Below are 18,284 nucleotides of genomic sequence, written 5' to 3'. Positions count from 1 at the left end.
GTGCGGCGGGGCGGGCGGGGGCCGCGGCGCCGGGGTGACGGCCGCGGCCGGTCAACGTCGGGGGTGGCGGCGGGCGTTCGGCGCGGCCGGTGAGGGCGCCTGCGGCGGATGCTTGTCAACGGCCCTGGCGGGGGCGGAGGTTCGGTGCGGGTGGTGGCCGGCCGGGTGACGGCGGCACGGGCGGCGGGCGGTGGGGTCAGGCGGCGGCCGTCAGGGCGGTGAGGGGGTCGTCGAGGACGGGCTGCCAGGCGAGTTCGGCGGCGCCGACGAGGGCGTTGTGGTCGAGCGTGCACGGTTCGATGGGAACGGTGCCGCTCCTCCCCCACAGGCTGCGGGCGCCGACGACCGTGCGCAGGCGGGCGGCGTCGGCCTCCAGCAGGGCGCGGTGCAGGCCGCCGAGGATGATGCGGTCGGGGTTGAGGATGTTGACCAGGCCGGCCAGGCCCAGGCCCAGGCGCTCGATGAGGGTGGCGGTGGCGGCGCGGACGGCCGGGTCGCCGGGGTAGCCGGTGCGCAGCAGGTCGCGGGCCTGGTCCAGCAGGGAGCCCTCGGGGCCGGGGTCGCGGCCCGCGGCCCGCAGCAGGGCCAGCGCGTCGGTCTCCACGTCGAGGCAGCCGCGGCCGCCGCAGGAGCAGGGGTGGCCCTGGGGGTCGACGGTGAGGTGGCCGACCTCCAGGGCGAGGCCGGCGCTGCCGGTGTGCAGGCGGCCGTCGAGTACGAGGGCGCCGCCGACGCCGCGGTGGCCGGTGGCCACGCACAGCAGGTGGCGGCTGCCGCGGCCGGCGCCGTGGCGGTGCTCGGCCAGGGCGGTGAGGTTGACGTCGTTGCCGCAGTGGCCGGCGACGGGCAGGCCGGCGTCCGCGAGGCAGGAGGCGAACAGGGCGCGGACCGGGGCACCGGGGAGCCAGGCGAGGTGGTGGGGGTTGAGCGCGGTGCCGTCGGGCTCGGCGACGGCGGAGGGCACGGCGAGCCCGGCCCCGACGCAGCGGCGGCCCGCCGTGCGCAGCAGCTCGGCGCCGGCCCGCACGACCTCGCGCAGGACCTGGGCGGGGTCGGCGTCGGGGGCGGTGCGGCCGGGGGTGGTGGCGACGATCCGGCCGCCGAGGCCCACGAGGGCGGCGCGGAACCCGTCGGCGTGCACCTGGGCGGCGAGGGCGACCGGCCCGTCACCGGCGATGCCCAGGCGGTGGGAGGGGCGACCCTGGCTGCCGGGGGCGCCTCCGGGGCGGGAGTCCACCGTGATCAGGCCCAGGCTCTGCAGCTCGGAGGCGACGGCGCCGGCCGTGGCGCGGGTGACGCCGAGGGCGGAGGTGAGGACGGCGCGGGTGGGGGCGCGGCCGGTGTGAACGAGCTCCAGCGCGGGGCCCAGGGCGTTGCGGCCCCGGTCGAGCCGGGTGCGGGTGTGGGTCACTCCCCCATTCTCGCGCCGCGGCCGGGCGGGTGTTGCGGGGGCCGGAGGGCCCTGGGCGTTCCGGCGGGCGGGTGGCAGAATCCGCCGGATGAACGCGGTGGCTGATTTTCTCCCCCTGCTGGAGCGCGAGGGCGAGGCGATGGCTCGGGCGGCGGTGGCTGCGGGGCCGGACGCTGAGGTGCCCACGTGTCCGGGCTGGCGGGTGCGGGATTTGGTGCTGCACCTGGGCAACGTCCATCGCTGGGCGACGCGGTACCTGGTCGAGCGGCGCACGGCCTTCGTGCGGGTGGGCGCGGAGCGGGTGCCGGACGAGGCGCTGGCGGGGTGGCTGCGGGCGGGGCTGGCGGTGCTGCTGGACGAGCTGGCCGCGGCGCCCAAGGACCTGGAGTGCTGGACGTTCCTGAAGGGCTCGCCCTCGGCGCGGCACTTCTGGGCGCGGCGGCAGACCCACGAGACCGCCGTGCACCGGATGGACGCGGAGCTGGCGGCGGGGCTGCGGCCCGGGCCGGTGGAGCCGTGGCGGGCGGCGGACGGGGTGGCGGAGCTGCTGACGGGGTTCCACGGGCGGGCGCGCAGCCGGGTGCGCAGCGAGCGGCAGCTGACGTTGCGGGTGCGGGCGGTGGACGTGCCGGCGGCGGACTGGCTGGTGCGGATCACGGAGGCACCGCCGCGCGCGGAGGCTGCCGGGGACGGGCCGGCGGACTGCGAGATCAGCGGGCCGGCAGCGGGGCTGTACGCAGCGCTGTGGAACCGGCTGGGGTACGGGGAGGCGGGGGTCGAGGTGCGCGGGGACGCGGCGGTGGCCGGGCTGTGGCGGTCCCTGTCGGGAATCTGAGGGGGAACGCGGCGGGGCGCCGTCCCGGCCGGCGCGGCCGGGCGGCGGGGCGGGGTGTCAGCCGAGCCAGCCGGGGCGCACCAGGCCGGACTCGTAGGCCAGGACGACGAGTTGAGCCCGGTCGCGGGCGCCGAGCTTGACCATGGCGCGGCTGACGTGGGTCTTGGCGGTGAGCGGGGAGACGACCAGGCGGCGGGCGATCTCCTCGTTGGACAGGCCGATGCCGACCAGGGCCATGACCTCCCGCTCGCGGTCGGTGAGCGCGGCGAGGGAGCCGGCGGCGGCCGGGGCCTTGGAGCGGGCGGCGAACTCGGCGATCAGGCGGCGCGTGACGCCGGGCGAGAGGAGGGCGTCGCCGGCCACCACGGCGCGGACGGCGCGGACCAGCTCCTCGGGCTCGGTGTCCTTGACGAGGAAGCCGGAGGCGCCGGACCTGATGGCCTCGAAGACGTACTCGTCCAGCTCGAAGGTGGTGAGCATCAGCACCCGCACGCCGTCGAGGGCGGGGTCCTCGGTGATGCCACGGGTGGCGGCCAGGCCGTCGAGGACGGGCATGCGGATGTCCATCAGGACCAGGTCGGGGCGGTGCTCGCGGACCGCCTCCAGGGCCTGCGCGCCGTCGGCGGCCTCGGCGACGACCTCGATGTCCGGCTGGGCGTCGAGCAGGGCACGGAACCCGGCGCGGACGAGCACCTGGTCGTCGGCGAGGAGGAGCCGGATCACGGGGAGTCACCTTTCCTTCGGGGCGTGCGGTCCCGGTCGCGCTCCGGCTCCGGGGCGGGCGCGGGGGCGGCGGGGCGGGCCGGGAGGTGCGCGCTGACCCGGTACCCGCCCTCGGGGAGGGGGCCGGCCGTGGCCGTTCCCCCGCAGGCGGCGGCGCGCTCGCGCATGCCCAGCAGGCCGTTGCCGCCGCCGGTGGGGGCGTGCGTGGCGGGGCCGTCGTCGTCGATCCGCAGGTCCAGGCCGCCGGGGGCGTAGCGCAGCAGGACGCGGGCGGCGCGGGAGCCGGAGTGGCGCACGACGTTGGTCAGGGCCTCCTGGACGATGCGGAAGGCGGCCAGGTCGGCGCCGGGTGGCAGGGCCACGGGGTCGCCCTCGGTCGCCGTGGTGACCGCGAGCCCGGCGCGGGCGGCCTGCTCGGTCAGCTCGGGGAGGCGGGCCAGGCCCGGGGCGGGGGCGAGGGGCGCGGCGCCGCCGGGGGTGCGCAGGGCGTCGAGGACCTGGCGGACCTCGCCCAGCGCCTCCTTGCTGGCGGCCTTGATGGTGGTCAGGGCGGCGCGGGCCTGGCCGGGGTCGGAGTCGAGGAGCGCGAGGCCCATCCCGGCCTGGACGTTGATGACGGAGATGCTGTGCGCGAGGACGTCGTGCAGCTCACGGGCAATGCGCAGCCGCTCCTCGTCGGCGCGGCGGCGCTCGGCCTCCTCGCGGGCGGCACGGTCCTTGGCCCACTGCTCGCGGCGGGACCTGATCAGCTCCGAGACGGCGAGCAGGGCCGCGGTCCAGGCGGCCAGGGCGGCGTCCTGCTGCCAGGCGTGGGGGCCGTCTCCCTCCGGGGGGAGCCAGCGGTGCAGGCCGTGGCCGAGGAGGACCTGGCCGGCCCACAGCGCGCCGAGGGAGACCCAGGCGGCGTGGCGGTGCCCGGCGATCACGGCGGAGCCGGCGGCGAGCACGGCGCTGAGGAACACGGGTCCCGGGGCGTAGCCGAGGGAGAGGTACGCCAGGACGACGGCGGAGGTTCCCAGCGCGGCGAGGGTGGGCAGTCGCAGGCGCAGCAGGAGCAGCACGGGCCCGGCGAGCAGCAGGGCGCGGGCCAGGAGGTCGAGGCGGACGTGCCCCGTCTGGTTCTCCGAGGCGAAGTGGGAGCCGACGAGCTGGACGACGGCCACGGCTGCCGAGGAGGCCCACGGGAGGCGGCCGGCCCCCCAGGGGGCGCCGGCCCACGGCGGGCCTCCCCACAGGCGCGGGGGCCCGCCGGCGGGGGCCGGGGGCGCCGCGGACGGCTGGATCATGCGTTCCACGCTAGTGCGCGGCGCGGCGGGAGTCGTCAGCCCGATGGGGTCATCGCGGGTACTCCCCCCGCAGTACGGCCGCGGCCGTCCCCTCGGCCGAAGGCGGTAGCGCGGGATCGGGACAGCCGCGATTTCTCGGAGGCCGCGGGGGGGCGCCCCTGGCGGAGCGTCAGGGGCGGGTCTCGGTGTCGGGGGCCTTGCCTGCTTCCGGGGCCGGGGGTTGGGGGGCGGCGCGGTCGAGGCTCATCAGGGCTCTGCGGGCCAGGGGGCTGCTGCGGACGACGCCGGCCAGGGTGGTGGAGCCGCGGGTGATCTGCGTGAAGATGGCCCAGGCGGGGCGGAGGCCGACCATCGCGGCGTGCAGCAGCCCGGGGCGCTGGGAGAACGCGGCGAGCATGCGGCGGCCGACGCCCATCTCCACGCCCAGGCCGGACTTGACGGCGAAGGTGTAGTTCAGGGCCTGACGGCGGGCGTCCACGGCGTCGCCCGCCTCGGCGATCCTGACCGCCCACTGCCCGGCCAGGCGGCCGGAGCGCAGCGCGAAGGAGATGCCCTCGCGGGTCCACGGCTCCAGCAGCCCGGCCGCGTCGCCGCAGACCAGGACCCGGCCGCGGGAGAGCGGCGAGTCGTCGGTGCGGCAGCGCGTCAGATGGCCGGAGGAGAGGGCGGGTTCGAAGCCGGCCAGGCCGAGGCGGCCGATGAAGTCCTCCAGGTACCGCTTGGTGGCCGCGCCCTCGCCGCGGGCGGAGATGACGCCGACGGTGAGCGTGTCGCCCTTGGGGAAGACCCAGCCGTAGGAGCCGGGCAGCGGGCCCCAGTCGATGAGGACGCGCCCGCTCCAGTCGCGCGCCACCTCCGGCGGCACGGGGATCTCCGCCTCCAGGCCGAGGTCGACCTGAGCCAGCCGCACCCCGACGTGCGCCCCTATGCGGCTCGCGCTGCCGTCCGCGCCCACGACGGCCCGCGCCAGCAGCGTTTCCCCGCCCGCCAGGACGACGGCGACGGTGCGCCGGTCGGGCACGGACGGGCCGTGCTGCTCCACGCGGGAGACGGTGGCGCCGGTGCGCAGCTCCGCGCCGGCCTTGACGGCGGCCTCGGCCAGGCGCTGGTCGAACTCGGGCCGGTTGACCAGCCCGAAGAGCATCCGGCGGGACTTGCGGGTGCGGGCCAGGCGGCCGTTGAGGGAGAACGTCACCGCGTGCACGCGGTCCTGGAGCGGCAGGTCGAAGCCGGGCGGGAGGGCGTCGCGGGAGGGGCCGATGATGCCGCCGCCGCACGTCTTGTACCGGGGCAGTTCGGCCTTCTCCAGCAGCAGGACCCTCCGTCCGGCCTCGGCGGCGGCGCGGGCGGCCGAGGCCCCCGCGGGCCCGGCGCCCACCACGACGACGTCCCACACGGCCCTGTCCCCGGCCCCGTTGCCGCCGCCGTCGTTCCCGGCGTTCCCGGCGTTCCCGGTCTCGTTCTCGCTGCTCACGATGCGCGTTCGCTCCCCGTCCCGTCCCGGGTGCCCCCTGCGGCCACCGCTGGGCATCCTAGTTCGCCGTCCTCCCGGCGCCCGGTGGCGGGACGGCTTGTGCGAGGATCCTCGGCATTCCGGCGCGCCGGGGCACCGCGACGGCCGGTGCGGCGGCGGCCGTCGCGCAGGCACTCACCCGAGGAGGGGCGTTCCATGGAGCACAGTCCGCAGCACGCGGCCGTCTCGGCCGCCGTGGCGTCGCTGATGCCGCGGGCCAGGCGGGAGCTGGCGGAACTGGTGGCGTTCCGCTCGGTGGCCGACCCCGGGCAGTTCCCGCCGCAGGAGTGCGAGGCGGCGGCCGAGTGGGTGGCCGAGGCGCTGCGGTCGGAGGGCTTCGCGGAGGTGCGGCTGCTGGACACGCCGGACGGGACGCGGTCGGTGTACGGGCACCTGCCGGGACCGGCGGGCGCCCCGACGGTGCTTCTGTACGCGCACTACGACGTGCAGCCCCCGCTGGACGAAGCGGCCTGGACCTCGCCGCCGTTCGAGCTGACGGAGCGCGAGGGCCGCTGGTACGGGCGGGGCGCGGCAGACTGCAAGGGCGGGGTGCTGATGCACCTGCTGGCGTTGCGCGCGCTGCGGGCCGCCGGGGGGGTCCCGGTTGGCGTGAAGGTGATCGTGGAGGGCTCGGAGGAGCAGGGCACGGGCGGCCTGGAGCGGTACGCGGAGGAGCACCCCGCGCTGCTGGCGGCGGACGCCGTGGTGATCGGCGACACGGGCAACGTCCGGGCGGGGCAGCCGACGCTGACGGCGAGTCTGCGGGGCATGGCGGTGGTGCGGGTGGCCGTGGAGACGCTGGCGGGGAACCTGCACTCGGGGCAGTTCGGCGGGGCGGCCCCGGACGCGCTGACGGCGCTGGTGCGGATGCTGGGGTCGCTGCACGGCGAGGACGGCTCGGTGACGGTCGACGGGCTGGAGCCGGGCGGGGCGTGGGAGGGGGCGGCGTACCCGGAGGAGCTGTTCCGCCGGGACGCCGGGGTGCTGGAGGGCGTGGGCCTGGTCGGGTCCGGGCCGGTGGCCGACCGGCTGTGGGCGCGGCCCTCGGTGACGGTGATGGGGATCGACTGCCCGCCGGTGGTGGGGGCGACCCCGTCGGTGCAGGCCGGGGCGCGGGCGCTGGTGGGGCTGCGGGTGCCGCCGGGCGTGGACGCGCGGGAGGCGGGCGGGCTGCTGGCGGCGCATCTTCGGGCGCGCGCGCCGTGGGGCGCGCGGGTGACGGCGGAGGTGACGGGCATGGGGCGGGCGTTCCGGGCGGACACCGGCAGCCCGGCGTACGCGGCGATGTCGGGGGCGCTGCGGGAGGCGTACGACGGCGTGGAGACGGCCGTGGTGGGGCAGGGCGGCTCGATCCCGCTGACGAGCACGCTGGCCGCGCTGTACCCGGAGGCGGAGATCCTGCTGATCGGGCTGAGCGACGCGGCGGCGCGGATCCACGCGGTGGACGAGAGCGTCTCGCCGGAGGAGCTGGAGCGGATGTCGGTGGCGGAGGCGCTGTTCCTGCTGCGGTACGCGCGGAGGGCGTGAACGCCGGGGCCCGCTCGCGCGGGCCCGTCCGGAACGCCGCCGTCCCCGCCGTGGCCGGCCGCGCCCCGTCGCGGGGGCGGGTCCGGCCGGGCGGGGACGGGCGTTCGGCGCGCGGGGTCAGCGGTGGCGTCCGGCGCGGCGGCGGAAGAGCACGAACCCGGCGGCCAGCGCCGTGAGCGTCACGCCCGCGCCCGCCCACAGCAGGGTATCGCCGCCGGACTGGGTGCCGCCGACTCCGGCGCGGGCGCCGCGGGTCGGCAGCACGGTGGAGCTGGCCGTGGCCGTCCCGGTGGGGCTGGGCGAGGTGGTGGCGGCCAGGATGGTCAGGGGCGCGGTGCCGCTCTCGGGTCCGCAGGTGAAGGTGACGTCGTAGGTGGCGCCGACCCGGGCGTCGGCGTCCACGGTGGTGCGCGCGCTCTGGAGTTCACCGGGCATGCCCAGCACGACGCGGTCGAAGACGGCCGACTCGGCGGTCGCCTCGTAGCGGGTGCAGTTGGTGACGGTCAGGTCCACGGCGCCGCCCGGCCGGACGGCGGCCGGGGACACGCTGAAGCCGAAGGGGGCGTCGGCCTGCCCGGGGGCGCGGGCCGGCCTGGCCGCCTCGGCGGCGAGCGCGGCCGGTGCGCCCGCTCCGAGGACGGTCGCACCGAACGCGGTGGCGACCAGCGCGGTTCGCAGTGTGCTCATGAGATGGCTCCTCTGTCGGATGGGGCGTCAATCCCGCATAGCGACACTAAGCAGATGAGATGCCGCATATCCGTCCAGGAACGACAAACGGGTTAACGGCCGCCGCTGTTCGCGTCAACGGGCGGCGCGGCGGGCGTTCCGGGCAGGGCCGCGCCATGGTGGGCCTCGCGCGGGCGAGGCGGCACGGGCGGGCGTTCGCCGCCGGTTCCGGGCAACGTCCGTGGCGCGGGCGCCGGGCTCGGGGCGGGCGGCCCGCGCGCCGCTCAGGGGGCGTCGGTCATCCGGGCGAAGACGACGACGTTGTCCTGGTAGCCGGAGTCGCTCCGGTAGGAGCCGCCGCAGGTGATCAGCCGCAGCTCGGACTGCCCGGTGTCGCGGTAGACGTGCTGCGGCAGGCTGTCCCTGTCGAAGACGGCCAGGTCGTAGACCGTGAACCGCACCGTGCGCCCGTCCTCGCGGGTGACCTCGACGAAGTCGCCGCGCTCCAGCGCGCCCAGGCCGTAGAAGACGGCGGGGCCCGAGGCGTTGTCCACGTGGCCCACCACCACGGCGGTGCCGCGGGCGCCGGGGGTGACGGCGCCCTTGTACCAGCCGGCGAGGTTCTGGATCTGCTCGGGCGGTGCGGCCACCCAGCCGCCGGGCTCCAGGCCGACGCCGGTGAGCGGGGCCTCGACGTCGATGGCCGGGATGGACACCCAGGTCGGCACGGCGGGCGGCAGCGGGTCGGCGGCCCGCTCGGCGCCCGCGCCGCCGGGCCCGGCCGCGGCGCGCTCGGCGCCCGGGGGCTGGGGCGGGCCCTCGGGGTCCTGCAGGCCGGACAGCATGATGCTGACGCCCAGGGCGACGGTCGCGGCCAGGGCGGCCAGGCCCGCGCGGGTGCCCCAGCCGGGGGGCTCGGCGGCGGAGGCACCGCCGGGCAGGGCGCGGCCCGGTACGTGTTGCGGCAGCTGCATGGCGGTCACCGCTCCCGGGAGGTGTCTCCCCTGGCTCCGGCGGGAGCCGGGGGTCGTCTCCCGCCACGCTAGAGCGGGTGGCGGCCCGGCGCGATCGGCGGGCCGCCGGGTGGGCGGTCGGGCGGCGGCGGGGCGGCGGTCCGGCAGGCCGGGCGGGCAGGGGGCGGTGAGGACGGCGGGCGGTCGGCGAGGGCCCGGGGCTGAGGCGAGGGAGGCGAAGAGCGCCTCGCCTTCGGAGAGCGGGGCGGCGACCCCGGGGGCGGCCGGTCCGGGCCTCCGCGACGTGCAGGCCGGGGCCCGAGCGCGCGGCCTCCGGCCCTCGCGTCCGTGTGGACCAGGGAGTCGCGAGCGACATCGGGTGCGGGCGGGCGCCGGCGACCTGTTCGAGCCGGGTGGCCGGAACGTTACGCCGTCAGGCGCCGACGGGGACACCGGCCTCCAGGTTCAGCGGGCGGCCCAGGGCGCGGGCGCGCAGGGCCCAGCGCAGCCGGGCGAAGCGCCCCGCCGAGAGCATGCCCTCGGCCTCCTCCAGCGCGGCGAAACGCCAGCCGCGCAGCTCGTCGTCCGGCAGCAGGACGTCGCCGACCCGGTCGGGGGCCAGGCGACCGCCGTCGAAGAGCAGGCGCAGGCCGCCGAAGCGCGGGGGGCTGGGCGGCTCCCAGTCCACGACCAGCAGCGCGGGTTCGTGGGGCAGCGCCAGCCCCAGCTCCTCGGCGACCTCCCGGACGGCCGCGCGGGCGGGGGCCTCGCCCGGCTCGACGACGCCGCCGGGGAACTCCCAGCCGGGCTTGTAGGTGGGGTCGACCAGCAGCACCCGGTCGTCCTCGTCGAAGAGGAGCACGCCGGCGGCCAGGGTCTCGGCGCGGGGCGGCGGGGTCTGCACGATCTCGCGGGTGCCGGCGCCGCTGCGCACGCCGGCGGCCAGGAGTTCGGCGGTCTCGCGGGGGGTGAGCCGGGAGGCGTCCACGGTGTGGGCGTCGGCGGTCAGCCAGGGCAGCGCGGCGCCGTAGCGCGGCAGGTCGCGCAGGCAGCGGGCGGGGACGGCCTCGCCGTCCTCGGTGGCGCGGCCCTCGATCCGGCGTCGGAGGAACGTTTCTTCGACGGCGAGGTGGAAGTGCTGGACGGGGATCCTGCGGGCGGCCAGGCCGCCGAAGATCTCGTCCCGGTGGGCCTGGTCGAGCAGGGTCATGGGCGTGATGAGCGGCCCGGGGACCTCGGCGAGCAGGGCGGCGGCGGTGTCGACCACGAGCCGGCGCCAGGCCGGCAGCTCCCGGACGTCGTCCGCCTCGGCCAGCCGCTCGCTGGGGAGCATCCGCCGCAGCCCCGCGCCGACGAGGTCCGGGTCGTAGAGCGCGCTGCCCGGCAGCAGCCGCAGCAGCTCGTGGGCCGCGGTGGACTTGCCGGCGCCCGGCGCGCCGTTGAGCCAGATGATCACGCTCTCCCCCATCTTTTATTCGCCCGTTGTGTCAGTTGCCCGCTGCGCCCCGGGCCAGAAACGTGCGCGGCGAGGCGCGGGCGGCAGCCGCGCCGACCAGGCCCGCGTCGGTTCCGAGCCCCGCCGGAAGCACCGCGACGCCGCGGGCGAACGGGAGCGCGGCGTAGCGCTCCAGCTCCTGGCGCAGCGGCGCGAGGAGGACGTCGCCGGCCCGGGCCACTCCCCCGCCGATCACGGCGGCGCGGATCTCGGTGAGGACGGCGGTGGCGGCGATGCCGGCGGGCAGGGGGCGGGCGGCGAGGTGGCAGGCTGCGCGGGCGAGGGGGTCGCCGGCGCGGGCCGCGGCGGCGACGCCCGCGGCGGTGGCGTCGCCGCCCGGGCCGGGACGCCAGCCGGCGGCACGGGCCCGGCGGGCGATGGCGGGGCCGGAGGCGACGCCCTCCAGGCAGCCGTGGCCGCCGCAGGGGCAGCGGGGGCCGTCGAGGTCGACGCTGAGGTGGCCGATGTGGCCCGCGTTGCCGGTGGGGCCGGGGTGCACGTGGCCGTCGAGGATCGGGCCGCCGCCCATGCCGGTGGAGACCACCGGGCACAGGGCGTGGTCCAGGCCGCGGGCGGCGCCGTGCGCGTCCTCGGCGGCTGCCGGCGCGACGCCGTCGCCGGTCAGGGTGACCGGCAGGCCGCCCATGGCGGCGCGGACGGCGTCCACCAGCGGGAAGTCCCGCCAGGCGGAGATCTTGACCGGGCTGACGGTGCCGGCGCGGGAGTCCACGGGGCCGGCGCTGCCGATGCCGAGGGCCTGGGCATCGGGCCACAGCGGGTGCCGCGTCAGGGGGGCGAGGGCGTCGGTGACGGCGGCGAGCACGTCGGCGGCTGAGCCGGCGGCCGGGGTGGGGCGTTGCTGCCGGTGGCGGACGGCTCCGGCGCCGTCCACCAGGGCAGCGGCGATACTGGTGCCGCCGATGTCCAGGGCGGCCACCGGCCCGGCTCGGGTCGTCATGGGCAGGAAGCCTGCTGCGCGGGCGGGCACGGTGTCCAGCCCCGGCGGGAACGCGTCGGGCGCAGCCGAAGCGCGAGCCGGTGCGCGACGCCCGCCCACGCCCCGGGCCATGCGCCCCCGTGCCCCGGGGCAAAGCCCGCCCGCACGGCCTGCCAGCGGTCGCGAGCCGCGGTGCCGGCCGCCGCCCAGGCCAACGGCCCTGCCAGGGCTGAAGGTTCAGGGCACGACGGGGCCGCCGACGAGCAACGGCCGTGCCCGGGACGGGTGTGCAGGGTTGCGACGGGGCTGCCGATGAGCAACGGCCGTGCGAGCGCGGGCGTTCAAAGGGCGGGAGGGCGGCCGGCGAGGGTGGTGAGGTGGTGGGGGGTGAGGCCGGTCGTCGCGGTGATCTCGTCGGGGGTGAGGGCGCCGCAGTCCGTGCCGCGCAGGAGGAAGGCGGCCAGGGCGCGGGCCGTGGCGGGCTCGTCCAGGACGCCGTCCGCGTCCGTGCCGGCCGCGTAGGCGGCCAGGCGGGCCGCCGCGTCCGGCAGGCCCTCGCGGTAGAAGGCGTAGACGGCGGCGTAGCGGGTGGGCAGGTGGCCGGGGTGCATGTCCCAGCCCTGGTAGTAGGCGCGGGCCAGGGCGCGGCGGACCAGGCCGTGGTGGACGCGCCAGGCGTGGTGGACGCGTGCGGCCGGGCCGGTGGGCAGGAGGTTGGTGGAGCCGTCGGAGAGGGCGACGCCGGTGCCGGCGGCGGCGGCCTGCATGACGGCCTTGGCGTGGTCGGCGGCGGGGTGGTCGGGGGCCTGGTGGGCGGCGCTGACCTGGAGCGCGGCGCTGTAGTCGAACGTTCCGTAGTGCAGGCCGACGGCGCGGCCCGCGGCGGCGTCGATCATGCGGGCCACGGTGGCGCGGCCGTCGGGGCCGAGGACGGCCTGGCTGGTCTCGATCTGGATCTCGAAGCGGAGGGCGCCGTGGGCGAGGCCGGCGGCGCGTTCGAACTCCTCGCACAGCCGAGCCATGGCGGCGACCTGCTCGGCGTAGCCGGTCTTGGGGAGGGTGATGCGCAGGCCGGGCGGCGGGGGGCCGGCGGCCAGGAGGGCGGTGAGGAAGACGTCGAGGGTGCGGATGCCGCGGTCGCGGACGGGGGCCTCCAGGCACTTCATCCGCAGGCCGAGGAAGGGCGGTGAGGTGCCCTCGGCGCGGGCGGCGGCCAGCAGGCGGGCGGCGCGGGCGGCGTGCGCGTCCTCCTCGGCGTCGGGGCGGCGGCCGTAGCCGTCCTCGAAGTCGACGCGCAGGTCCTCGACGGGCTCGCGCAGCAGCTTGGCGCGGACCCGGTCGTGGACGGGGGCGGCCGGCTCCGGCGGCAGGCCCAGGACGGCGGCGAACGCGGCGGCGTCCGGGGCGTGCCGGTCCAGGAGGGCGAGGGCGGCGTCGCCCCAGGCGCGGGGCTCGCCGGGTCGGAGGCGGTCGGCGGGGACGTAGACGGTGTGCACGGGCTGGCGGGTGTGCGGGCCGCCGGGGTAGCGGCGGGCCAGCTCGGCGTCGACGGCGGCCAGGGAGGCGCCGAGGGCGGGGGCGACGGACGCCGGGAGGCTGGTGGGGACCGGTTCCTGCTGCGCCATTCCGGCACCATGACACACCGGCCGGGCGCCCTGCAACAGTTTGTTGAACCGCCGCGGGGTGCCCGGCCGGGGCGTGCCGTTCAGCCCTTGCGGGTCTTGACCTCGTCGGTGAGGGCCGGGACGACGTCGAACAGGTCGCCGACGACGCCGTAGTCGACCAGCTCGAAGATCGGGGCCTCCTCGTCCTTGTTGATGGCCACGATGGTCTTCGAGGTCTGCATGCCGGCGCGGTGCTGGATGGCGCCGGAGATGCCCGCGGCGATGTAGAGCTGCGGCGAGACGGTCTTGCCGGTCTGGCCGACCTGGTTGGAGTGCGGGTACCAGCCGGCGTCCACGGCGGCGCGGGAGGCGCCCACGGCCGCGCCCAGGCTGTCGGCCAGGGCCTCGATGACGGAGAAGTTCTCCGCGCCGTTCACGCCACGGCCGCCGGAGACCACGATGGCGGCCTCGGTCAGCTCCGGGCGGCCGGTGGACTCGCGCTCGCTGCGGGAGACGACCTTCGTGCCGGTGGCCAGCTCCCCGAAGGTCACCGGCAGCTGCTCGACGGCGCCGGCCGCCGGGGCGGGCTCGGGGGCCGTGGAGTTCGGCTTGACGGTGATGACCGGAACGCCCTTGGTCACCCGGGAGGTGGTGGTGAAGGCGGCGGCGAACACCGACTGGGTGGCCACCGGGCCCTCGTCGCCGGCGTTCACGTCGACGGCGTCGGTGATGATGCCCGAGCCCAGACGCAGGGCCAGGCGGGCGGCGATCTCCTTGCCCTCGGCGGAGGAGGGCACCAGCACGGCCACGGGCGAGACGGCCTCGACGGCGGCCTGGAGGGCGTCGACCTTCGGCACGACGAGGTAGTCGGAGAACTCCGGGGCGTCGGCGGTCAGCACGCGGGCGGCGCCGTGCTCGCCCAGGACCGGGGCGGCGGTCTCGGCGCCGGGGCCGAGGTGGACGGCGACCGGCTCGCCGATGCGCCGGGCCAGGGTCAGCAGCTCCAGCGTGGGCTTGCGGACCGCGCCGTCCACGTGGTCGACGTACACAAGAACTTCAGCCATGAGAATCGTGCTCCAGCGGAAAGACGAAGGGAGGAGGGCAGAGGGAGGGGATCAGATGAACTTGCGCTCGGCGAGGAAGGCGGCCAGCTGCTTCGCGCCCTCGCCCTCGTCGGTGACGATCTCGCCGGCCGTGCGCGCCGGGCGCGCGGTGGCGGACTCGACGGCCGTCCAGGCGCCCTCGAGGCCGACCTGCTCGGCCTCCAGCTCCAGGTCCTCCAGGTCCAGCGTCTCCACCGGCTTCTTCTTGGCGGCCATGATGCCCTTGAAGGAGGGGTAACGCGCCTCCCCGGAGCGGTCGGTGACGGAGACGACGGCGGGCAGCGCGGCCTCGACCTGCTCGCTGGCGGCGTCGCCCTCGCGGCGGCCGGTGACCTTGCCGTCGCCGACCGACACCTCGGTCAGCAGGGTCACCTGGGGAACGCCGAGCCGCTCGGCGAGGATCGCGGGCAGCACGCCCATGGTGCCGTCCGTGGAGGCCATGCCGCAGACCACGACGTCGTAGCCGACGTGCTCGATCGCCTTGGCCAGCACGAGAGAGGTGCCGAAGACGTCCGTGCCGTGCAGGTCGTCGTCCTCGACGTGCACGCCCTTGTCCGCGCCCATCGACAGCGCCTTGCGCAGCGCGTCGGTGGCGTCCTCCGGGCCCACGGTCACGACGGTGACCTCGGCGTCGTCCGCGTTCTCCGCGATCTGCAGCGCCTGCTCGACCGCGTACTCGTCAAGCTCCGACAGCAGGCCGTCCACGGCGTCACGGTCGGTGGTCAGGTCCTCGGCGAAGTGCCGGTCGCCGGTGGCGTCGGGCACGTACTTCACACAGACAACGATCCTCAAGCTCACGCCGGCTCTCCTACTGCTATCGGTCCGCACAACTTTGGGCACCCGGAAGATGACCCGGAAGGTTACTCGTCAGTAAAACACAGGGTAGTGCCCACGCCCGGCAATGTCCCACGGGAAGATCGAGACTGCACTGTGACATTGCCTACGCGGACCGCGTCCCGCCCGGCGCCGTGTCCCCGATTATCGTGCCCGGATCGGCGCAGGTGAACCGGCGTGCCGCCCGGTCTCAGCCGGGGACGGCGGCGCCCAGTGCCGCGATCACGTCCACCCGGCGCGGCTGCCCCGCCGCGCGCCGCACCACCGTTCCGGCGGCGTCCAGGACCAGGACGGTGGGCGTGCGGTCCACGCCCAGGCGCCGGACCAGGTCGAGGCGGGACTCGGCGTCGACCTCCACGTGCGCCACGCCCTCCACGAGGGCGGCGACCTCGGCCAGCACCCGGCGCGTGGCCCGGCACGGCCCGCAGAAGGCGGAGGAGAAGTGCACCAGCGTCGCCCGGCGGCCCAGCCGCTCGGCGCCCAGCGCGGCGGCGTCCAGGCGCTCCGGCGCCCGCCCGTCCCGGCCGTTCATCCGCTCCCGCCCTCCCCGCCGCCCGGCGCGGAATCCGGCCGCGCGCCCCGGGACGTTGTCCCCGTGTCTTCCGTACAGCCTCGCGCGGGGCGCTTTCATTCCTTCCCCGCTCCGCCCTCCGCGCCGCTTCGCGCTTCCGGCCGCGGGCACGATCCGCCGGACCCGGAAGTTACGGTGGCGTAGGCAGCGGCCCGTGCACCCGGAAGCCGCACGACGAGGAGCGACCCATGGCAGAGTTCGTCTACCCCCCGGTCATCGCCGCCGCGCGGACCATGTTCAGGGCGCTGGACCTGCGCCTCGACGTCGGGGGTGCCGAACACGTCCCGCGGCGGGGCGGCGCCGTGCTGGCCAGCAACCACATCGGGTACCTCGACTTCGTCTTCGCGGGGCTGGCGGCCAGGCCGGCGAAGCGGCTGGTCCGCTTCATGGCCAAGGACTCGGTCTTCCGGCACCGGATCTCCGGGCCGCTGATGCGCGGGATGAAGCACATCCCCGTGGACCGCTCGCGCGGGGAGGACGCCTACGCGGCGGCGGTGCGAGCCCTGCGCTCGGGCGAGATCGTGGGCGTCTTCCCGGAGGCGACGATCTCGCCGTCCTTCACCCCGGCCGCGTTCAAGTCGGGTGCGGCGCGGATGGCGCAGCAGGCCGGGGTGCCGCTGCTGCCGGTGGCGGTGTGGGGCACGCAGCGGCTGTGGACCAAGGGGCGCAAGCGGGACCTGCGGCGCAGCCACCTGCCGGTGACGATCCGGGTGGGCGAGCCGCTGGCCGCCGACCCGGAGGAGCCGGCGGCCTCGCTCACGGAGCGGCTGCGGGCGCGGATCACAGAGCTGCTGGAGGCCGCGCAGAAGTCCTACCCGGGCCGGCCGCGGGACGCCGAGGACACGTGGTGGCTGCCCGCGCACCTGGGCGGCACGGCCCCGGCCCCGGCGGCGGTCCCGCCGGTCGCCGGGGAGGGCCCGGCGGCCTGAGCGCGGGCGGCGCTCGGGCGGACGGCCGCCCTCAGCGGGCCAGCTCCTCGCGCAGCGCCGCCAGGAAGCCGTCCACGTCCTCCTCGGTGGTGTCGAAGGCGCACATCCACCGCACCACGCTCTGCGCCTCGTCCCAGACGTAGAAGCGGTACCGCTTGGCCAGCCGCCGCGCGGCGTCCAGCGGCAGGCGGGCGAAGACGCCGTTGGCCTGGACGGGGTGAACGACCTCCACGCCGGGTACGGCCCGGGCGCCGGCGGCCAGGCGGGCGGCCATGGCGTTGGCGTGCCGGGCGTTGCGCAGCCACAGGTCCCCGGCCAGCAGCGCCTCGAACTGCGCCGAGAGGAAGCGCATCTTGCTGGCCAGCTGCATGGACTGCTTGCGCAGCCGCCGCACCGCGCGCACCGTCCCGGGGCGCAGCACGAGGACGGCCTCCCCCAGCAGCAGGCCGTTCTTGGTGCCGCCGAAGGTGACGACGTCCACGCCGGCGTCGGTGGTGAACGCCCGCAGCGGGGCGCCGAGGACGGCCGCGGCGTTGGCGAGCCGGGCGCCGTCCACGTGCAGGCGCATGCCGTGGTCGTGGGCGAACTCGGCGAGGGCCCGGATCTCCTCGGGGGTGTAGACGGTGCCCAGCTCGGTGCTCTGGGTGAGGGAGACGACCTGGGGCAGCGCGCGGTGCTCGTCGTCCCAGCCGTGGGCCTCGCGGGCGATCAGCGCGGGGGTGAGCTTGCCGTCGGGGGCGGGCACGGTCAGCAGCTTCAGGCCGCCGACGCGTTCGGGGGCCCCGCCCTCGTCGGTGTGGATGTGGGCGCTGTCGGCGGTGATGACGGCGCCCCAGCGGTCGGTGAGGGCCTGGAGCGCCAGGACGTTGCCGCCGGTGCCGTTGAAGACGGGGAACGCCTCGGCCTGCGGGCCGAAGTGGGCGCGGAAGAGGTCCTGGAGGTGGGCGGTGTAGGCGTCCTCGCCGTAGGCGGGCTGGTGGCCGCCGTTGGCCAGGGCCAGGGCGGCCAGCACCTCGGGGTGCGCTCCGGCGTAGTTGTCGCTGGCGAAGCCGCGCGCGGCTGGGTCGTGGCGGCGGCGGGCGTCGCCGGGCGCGCCGGGCGGGGCCGGGGTCACGGCTTCGGGGTCAGCCACAGGCGTTGTCCGTTCACCTCGGCCGCCGGGCGGTCCCACAGGCGGCAGATCTCGGCGGCCAGGTCCTCCACATCGGTGAACCCGGGGAACGCCGCCTCCGGGCGTTCGGCGCGCATCGCGTCGCTGACGAGGGCCTTGACGACCAGGACGGCGGCGGCGGCCCGCTGCTCCCCGCCGGCGGCGGCCTTGCGGAAGCCGTCGGCCAGCGCGAGGGTCCACGCCTCGGCGGCGGCCTTGGCGGCGGCGTAGGCGGCGTTCCCCGCGGTGGGCCGGGAGGCCCCGGCGGCGCTGACGAGGGCGTAACGGCCGTTGCCGGAGCGGGTCAGGGGCGCGGCGAAGGCGAGGGAGGTGTGCTGCACGGTGCGGATCAGCAGGCCGTGCAGGAGGTCCCAGTCGGCCAGGTCGGTCTCCTCGAAGGAGGCGGAGCCGCGCCAGCCGCCGACGAGGTGGACCAGGCCGTCGACGCGGCCGAAGTCCTCCTCGGCGCGGGCGGCCCAGGCGCGGGTGGCCTCCGCGTCGAGCAGGTCGACGGTGTCGCCGACGACGGTGGCGCCGCCGCGGGCGCCGCGGGCGGCGGCCACGCCCTCGGCCAGGCGTTCGGCGTCGGCGTCGGCCGCCAGGACCGTGGCGCCGGCGGCGGCCAGGCGGCGCAGGGCGGCGTGCCCGGCGGGGCCTCCGGCCCCGGCGACGGCGACGACGGCGCCGGTGAGGGGGCCGTCGTCCTGGGGTGGGGTGCTGCTCATGGTGTGCTCGCCTCCTCGGGTG

The 18,284-nt window shown here is 77.4% G+C and carries 17 protein-coding genes; 3 read left to right on the top strand and 14 right to left on the bottom strand.

The window, feature by feature from the left end; translation table 11 throughout:
* Positions 1 to 196: 196 nt before the first annotated feature.
* Positions 197 to 1,411, bottom strand: coding sequence for an ROK family protein (locus RM780_RS23745; RefSeq protein ID WP_311632914.1), 1,215 nt, complete (start codon positions 1,409 to 1,411; stop codon positions 197 to 199).
* 88 nt (positions 1,412 to 1,499) lie between these two features.
* On the opposite strand from RM780_RS23745, the gene RM780_RS23740 reads away from it, so the two are divergent.
* On the top strand, positions 1,500 to 2,246 hold the full coding sequence (locus tag RM780_RS23740; protein WP_394813065.1) for a maleylpyruvate isomerase family mycothiol-dependent enzyme: 747 nt from the start codon (positions 1,500 to 1,502) through the stop codon (positions 2,244 to 2,246).
* A gap of 57 nt (positions 2,247 to 2,303) precedes the next feature.
* Here the strand turns inward: RM780_RS23740 and RM780_RS23735 are convergent, their stop codons facing one another.
* From RM780_RS23735 to RM780_RS23725, 3 genes are all read right to left on the bottom strand, one after another.
* Positions 2,304 to 2,969 carry a response regulator transcription factor gene (locus RM780_RS23735; protein WP_311632912.1) on the bottom strand — a complete coding sequence of 222 codons (666 nt, stop codon included), beginning with the start codon at positions 2,967 to 2,969 and terminating at the stop codon, positions 2,304 to 2,306.
* Complete coding sequence (locus tag RM780_RS23730; protein ID WP_311632911.1) at positions 2,966 to 4,255, bottom strand: sensor histidine kinase; 1,290 nt, start codon at positions 4,253 to 4,255, stop codon at positions 2,966 to 2,968. The genes RM780_RS23735 and RM780_RS23730 overlap by 4 nt, the downstream gene beginning before the upstream one ends.
* Before the next feature lie 169 nt (positions 4,256 to 4,424).
* Positions 4,425 to 5,786 (bottom strand): geranylgeranyl reductase family protein, encoded by a 1,362-nt coding sequence (locus tag RM780_RS23725; protein WP_311632910.1) that lies wholly within the window; start codon positions 5,784 to 5,786, stop codon positions 4,425 to 4,427.
* Positions 5,787 to 5,924: 138 nt separating this feature from the next.
* Between RM780_RS23725 and RM780_RS23720 the strand changes: the two genes are divergently transcribed.
* On the top strand, positions 5,925 to 7,295 hold the full coding sequence (locus tag RM780_RS23720; RefSeq protein ID WP_311632909.1) for a dipeptidase: 1,371 nt from the start codon (positions 5,925 to 5,927) through the stop codon (positions 7,293 to 7,295).
* 117 nt (positions 7,296 to 7,412) lie between these two features.
* On the opposite strand, the gene RM780_RS23715 is transcribed toward RM780_RS23720, so the two are convergent.
* The 8 genes from RM780_RS23715 to RM780_RS23680 all read right to left on the bottom strand — a co-directional run bounded on the left by RM780_RS23715 (position 7,413) and on the right by RM780_RS23680 (position 15,419).
* Entirely contained in the window at positions 7,413 to 7,982 is a 570-nt protein-coding gene (locus tag RM780_RS23715) for a hypothetical protein (protein WP_311632908.1), read from the bottom strand.
* A gap of 263 nt (positions 7,983 to 8,245) precedes the next feature.
* Entirely contained in the window at positions 8,246 to 8,935 is a 690-nt protein-coding gene (locus tag RM780_RS23710) for a class F sortase (protein WP_311632907.1), read from the bottom strand.
* 412 nt (positions 8,936 to 9,347) lie between these two features.
* Complete coding sequence (locus RM780_RS23705) at positions 9,348 to 10,370, bottom strand: NUDIX hydrolase (protein ID WP_311632915.1); 1,023 nt, start codon at positions 10,368 to 10,370, stop codon at positions 9,348 to 9,350.
* Positions 10,371 to 10,401: 31 nt separating this feature from the next.
* Positions 10,402 to 11,367 carry an ROK family protein gene (locus tag RM780_RS23700; RefSeq protein WP_311632906.1) on the bottom strand — a complete coding sequence of 322 codons (966 nt, stop codon included), beginning with the start codon at positions 11,365 to 11,367 and terminating at the stop codon, positions 10,402 to 10,404.
* Between the two features lie 320 nt (positions 11,368 to 11,687).
* On the bottom strand, positions 11,688 to 12,971 hold the full coding sequence (locus tag RM780_RS23695) for a DUF6986 family protein (RefSeq protein ID WP_311632905.1): 1,284 nt from the start codon (positions 12,969 to 12,971) through the stop codon (positions 11,688 to 11,690).
* A gap of 80 nt (positions 12,972 to 13,051) precedes the next feature.
* Positions 13,052 to 14,014, bottom strand: a complete 963-nt coding sequence (locus RM780_RS23690) for an electron transfer flavoprotein subunit alpha/FixB family protein (RefSeq protein ID WP_311632904.1) — start codon at positions 14,012 to 14,014, stop codon at positions 13,052 to 13,054.
* A 51-nt stretch (positions 14,015 to 14,065) separates the two neighbouring features.
* Positions 14,066 to 14,851: an electron transfer flavoprotein subunit beta/FixA family protein gene (locus RM780_RS23685; protein WP_311632903.1), complete on the bottom strand. Its 786-nt coding sequence runs from the start codon at positions 14,849 to 14,851 to the stop codon at positions 14,066 to 14,068.
* Between the two features lie 226 nt (positions 14,852 to 15,077).
* Entirely contained in the window at positions 15,078 to 15,419 is a 342-nt protein-coding gene (locus RM780_RS23680; RefSeq protein ID WP_311632902.1) for a TlpA family protein disulfide reductase, read from the bottom strand.
* 227 nt (positions 15,420 to 15,646) lie between these two features.
* Here RM780_RS23680 and RM780_RS23675 point away from each other — a divergent pair, with 227 nt between their 5' ends.
* On the top strand, positions 15,647 to 16,387 hold the full coding sequence (locus RM780_RS23675; RefSeq protein ID WP_311632901.1) for a lysophospholipid acyltransferase family protein: 741 nt from the start codon (positions 15,647 to 15,649) through the stop codon (positions 16,385 to 16,387).
* A gap of 31 nt (positions 16,388 to 16,418) precedes the next feature.
* On the opposite strand, the gene RM780_RS23670 is transcribed toward RM780_RS23675, so the two are convergent.
* Together RM780_RS23670 and RM780_RS23665 are read right to left on the bottom strand one after the other, a co-directional pair.
* On the bottom strand, positions 16,419 to 17,519 hold the full coding sequence (locus tag RM780_RS23670) for a threonine aldolase family protein (RefSeq protein WP_311632900.1): 1,101 nt from the start codon (positions 17,517 to 17,519) through the stop codon (positions 16,419 to 16,421).
* Positions 17,498 to 18,262, bottom strand: a complete 765-nt coding sequence (locus tag RM780_RS23665; RefSeq protein ID WP_311632899.1) for an SDR family NAD(P)-dependent oxidoreductase — start codon at positions 18,260 to 18,262, stop codon at positions 17,498 to 17,500. Before RM780_RS23665 ends, RM780_RS23670 begins: the two co-directional genes overlap by 22 nt.
* Positions 18,263 to 18,284 lie beyond the last annotated feature (22 nt).

The sequence above is a fragment of the Streptomyces boetiae genome (genome assembly GCF_031845405.1).
In the GTDB taxonomy this organism is placed as follows: domain Bacteria; phylum Actinomycetota; class Actinomycetes; order Streptomycetales; family Streptomycetaceae; genus Streptomyces; species Streptomyces boetiae.
The sequence above is the reverse complement of the archived record's forward strand: the minus strand, read 5'-3'. Positions and strand labels throughout refer to the sequence as shown.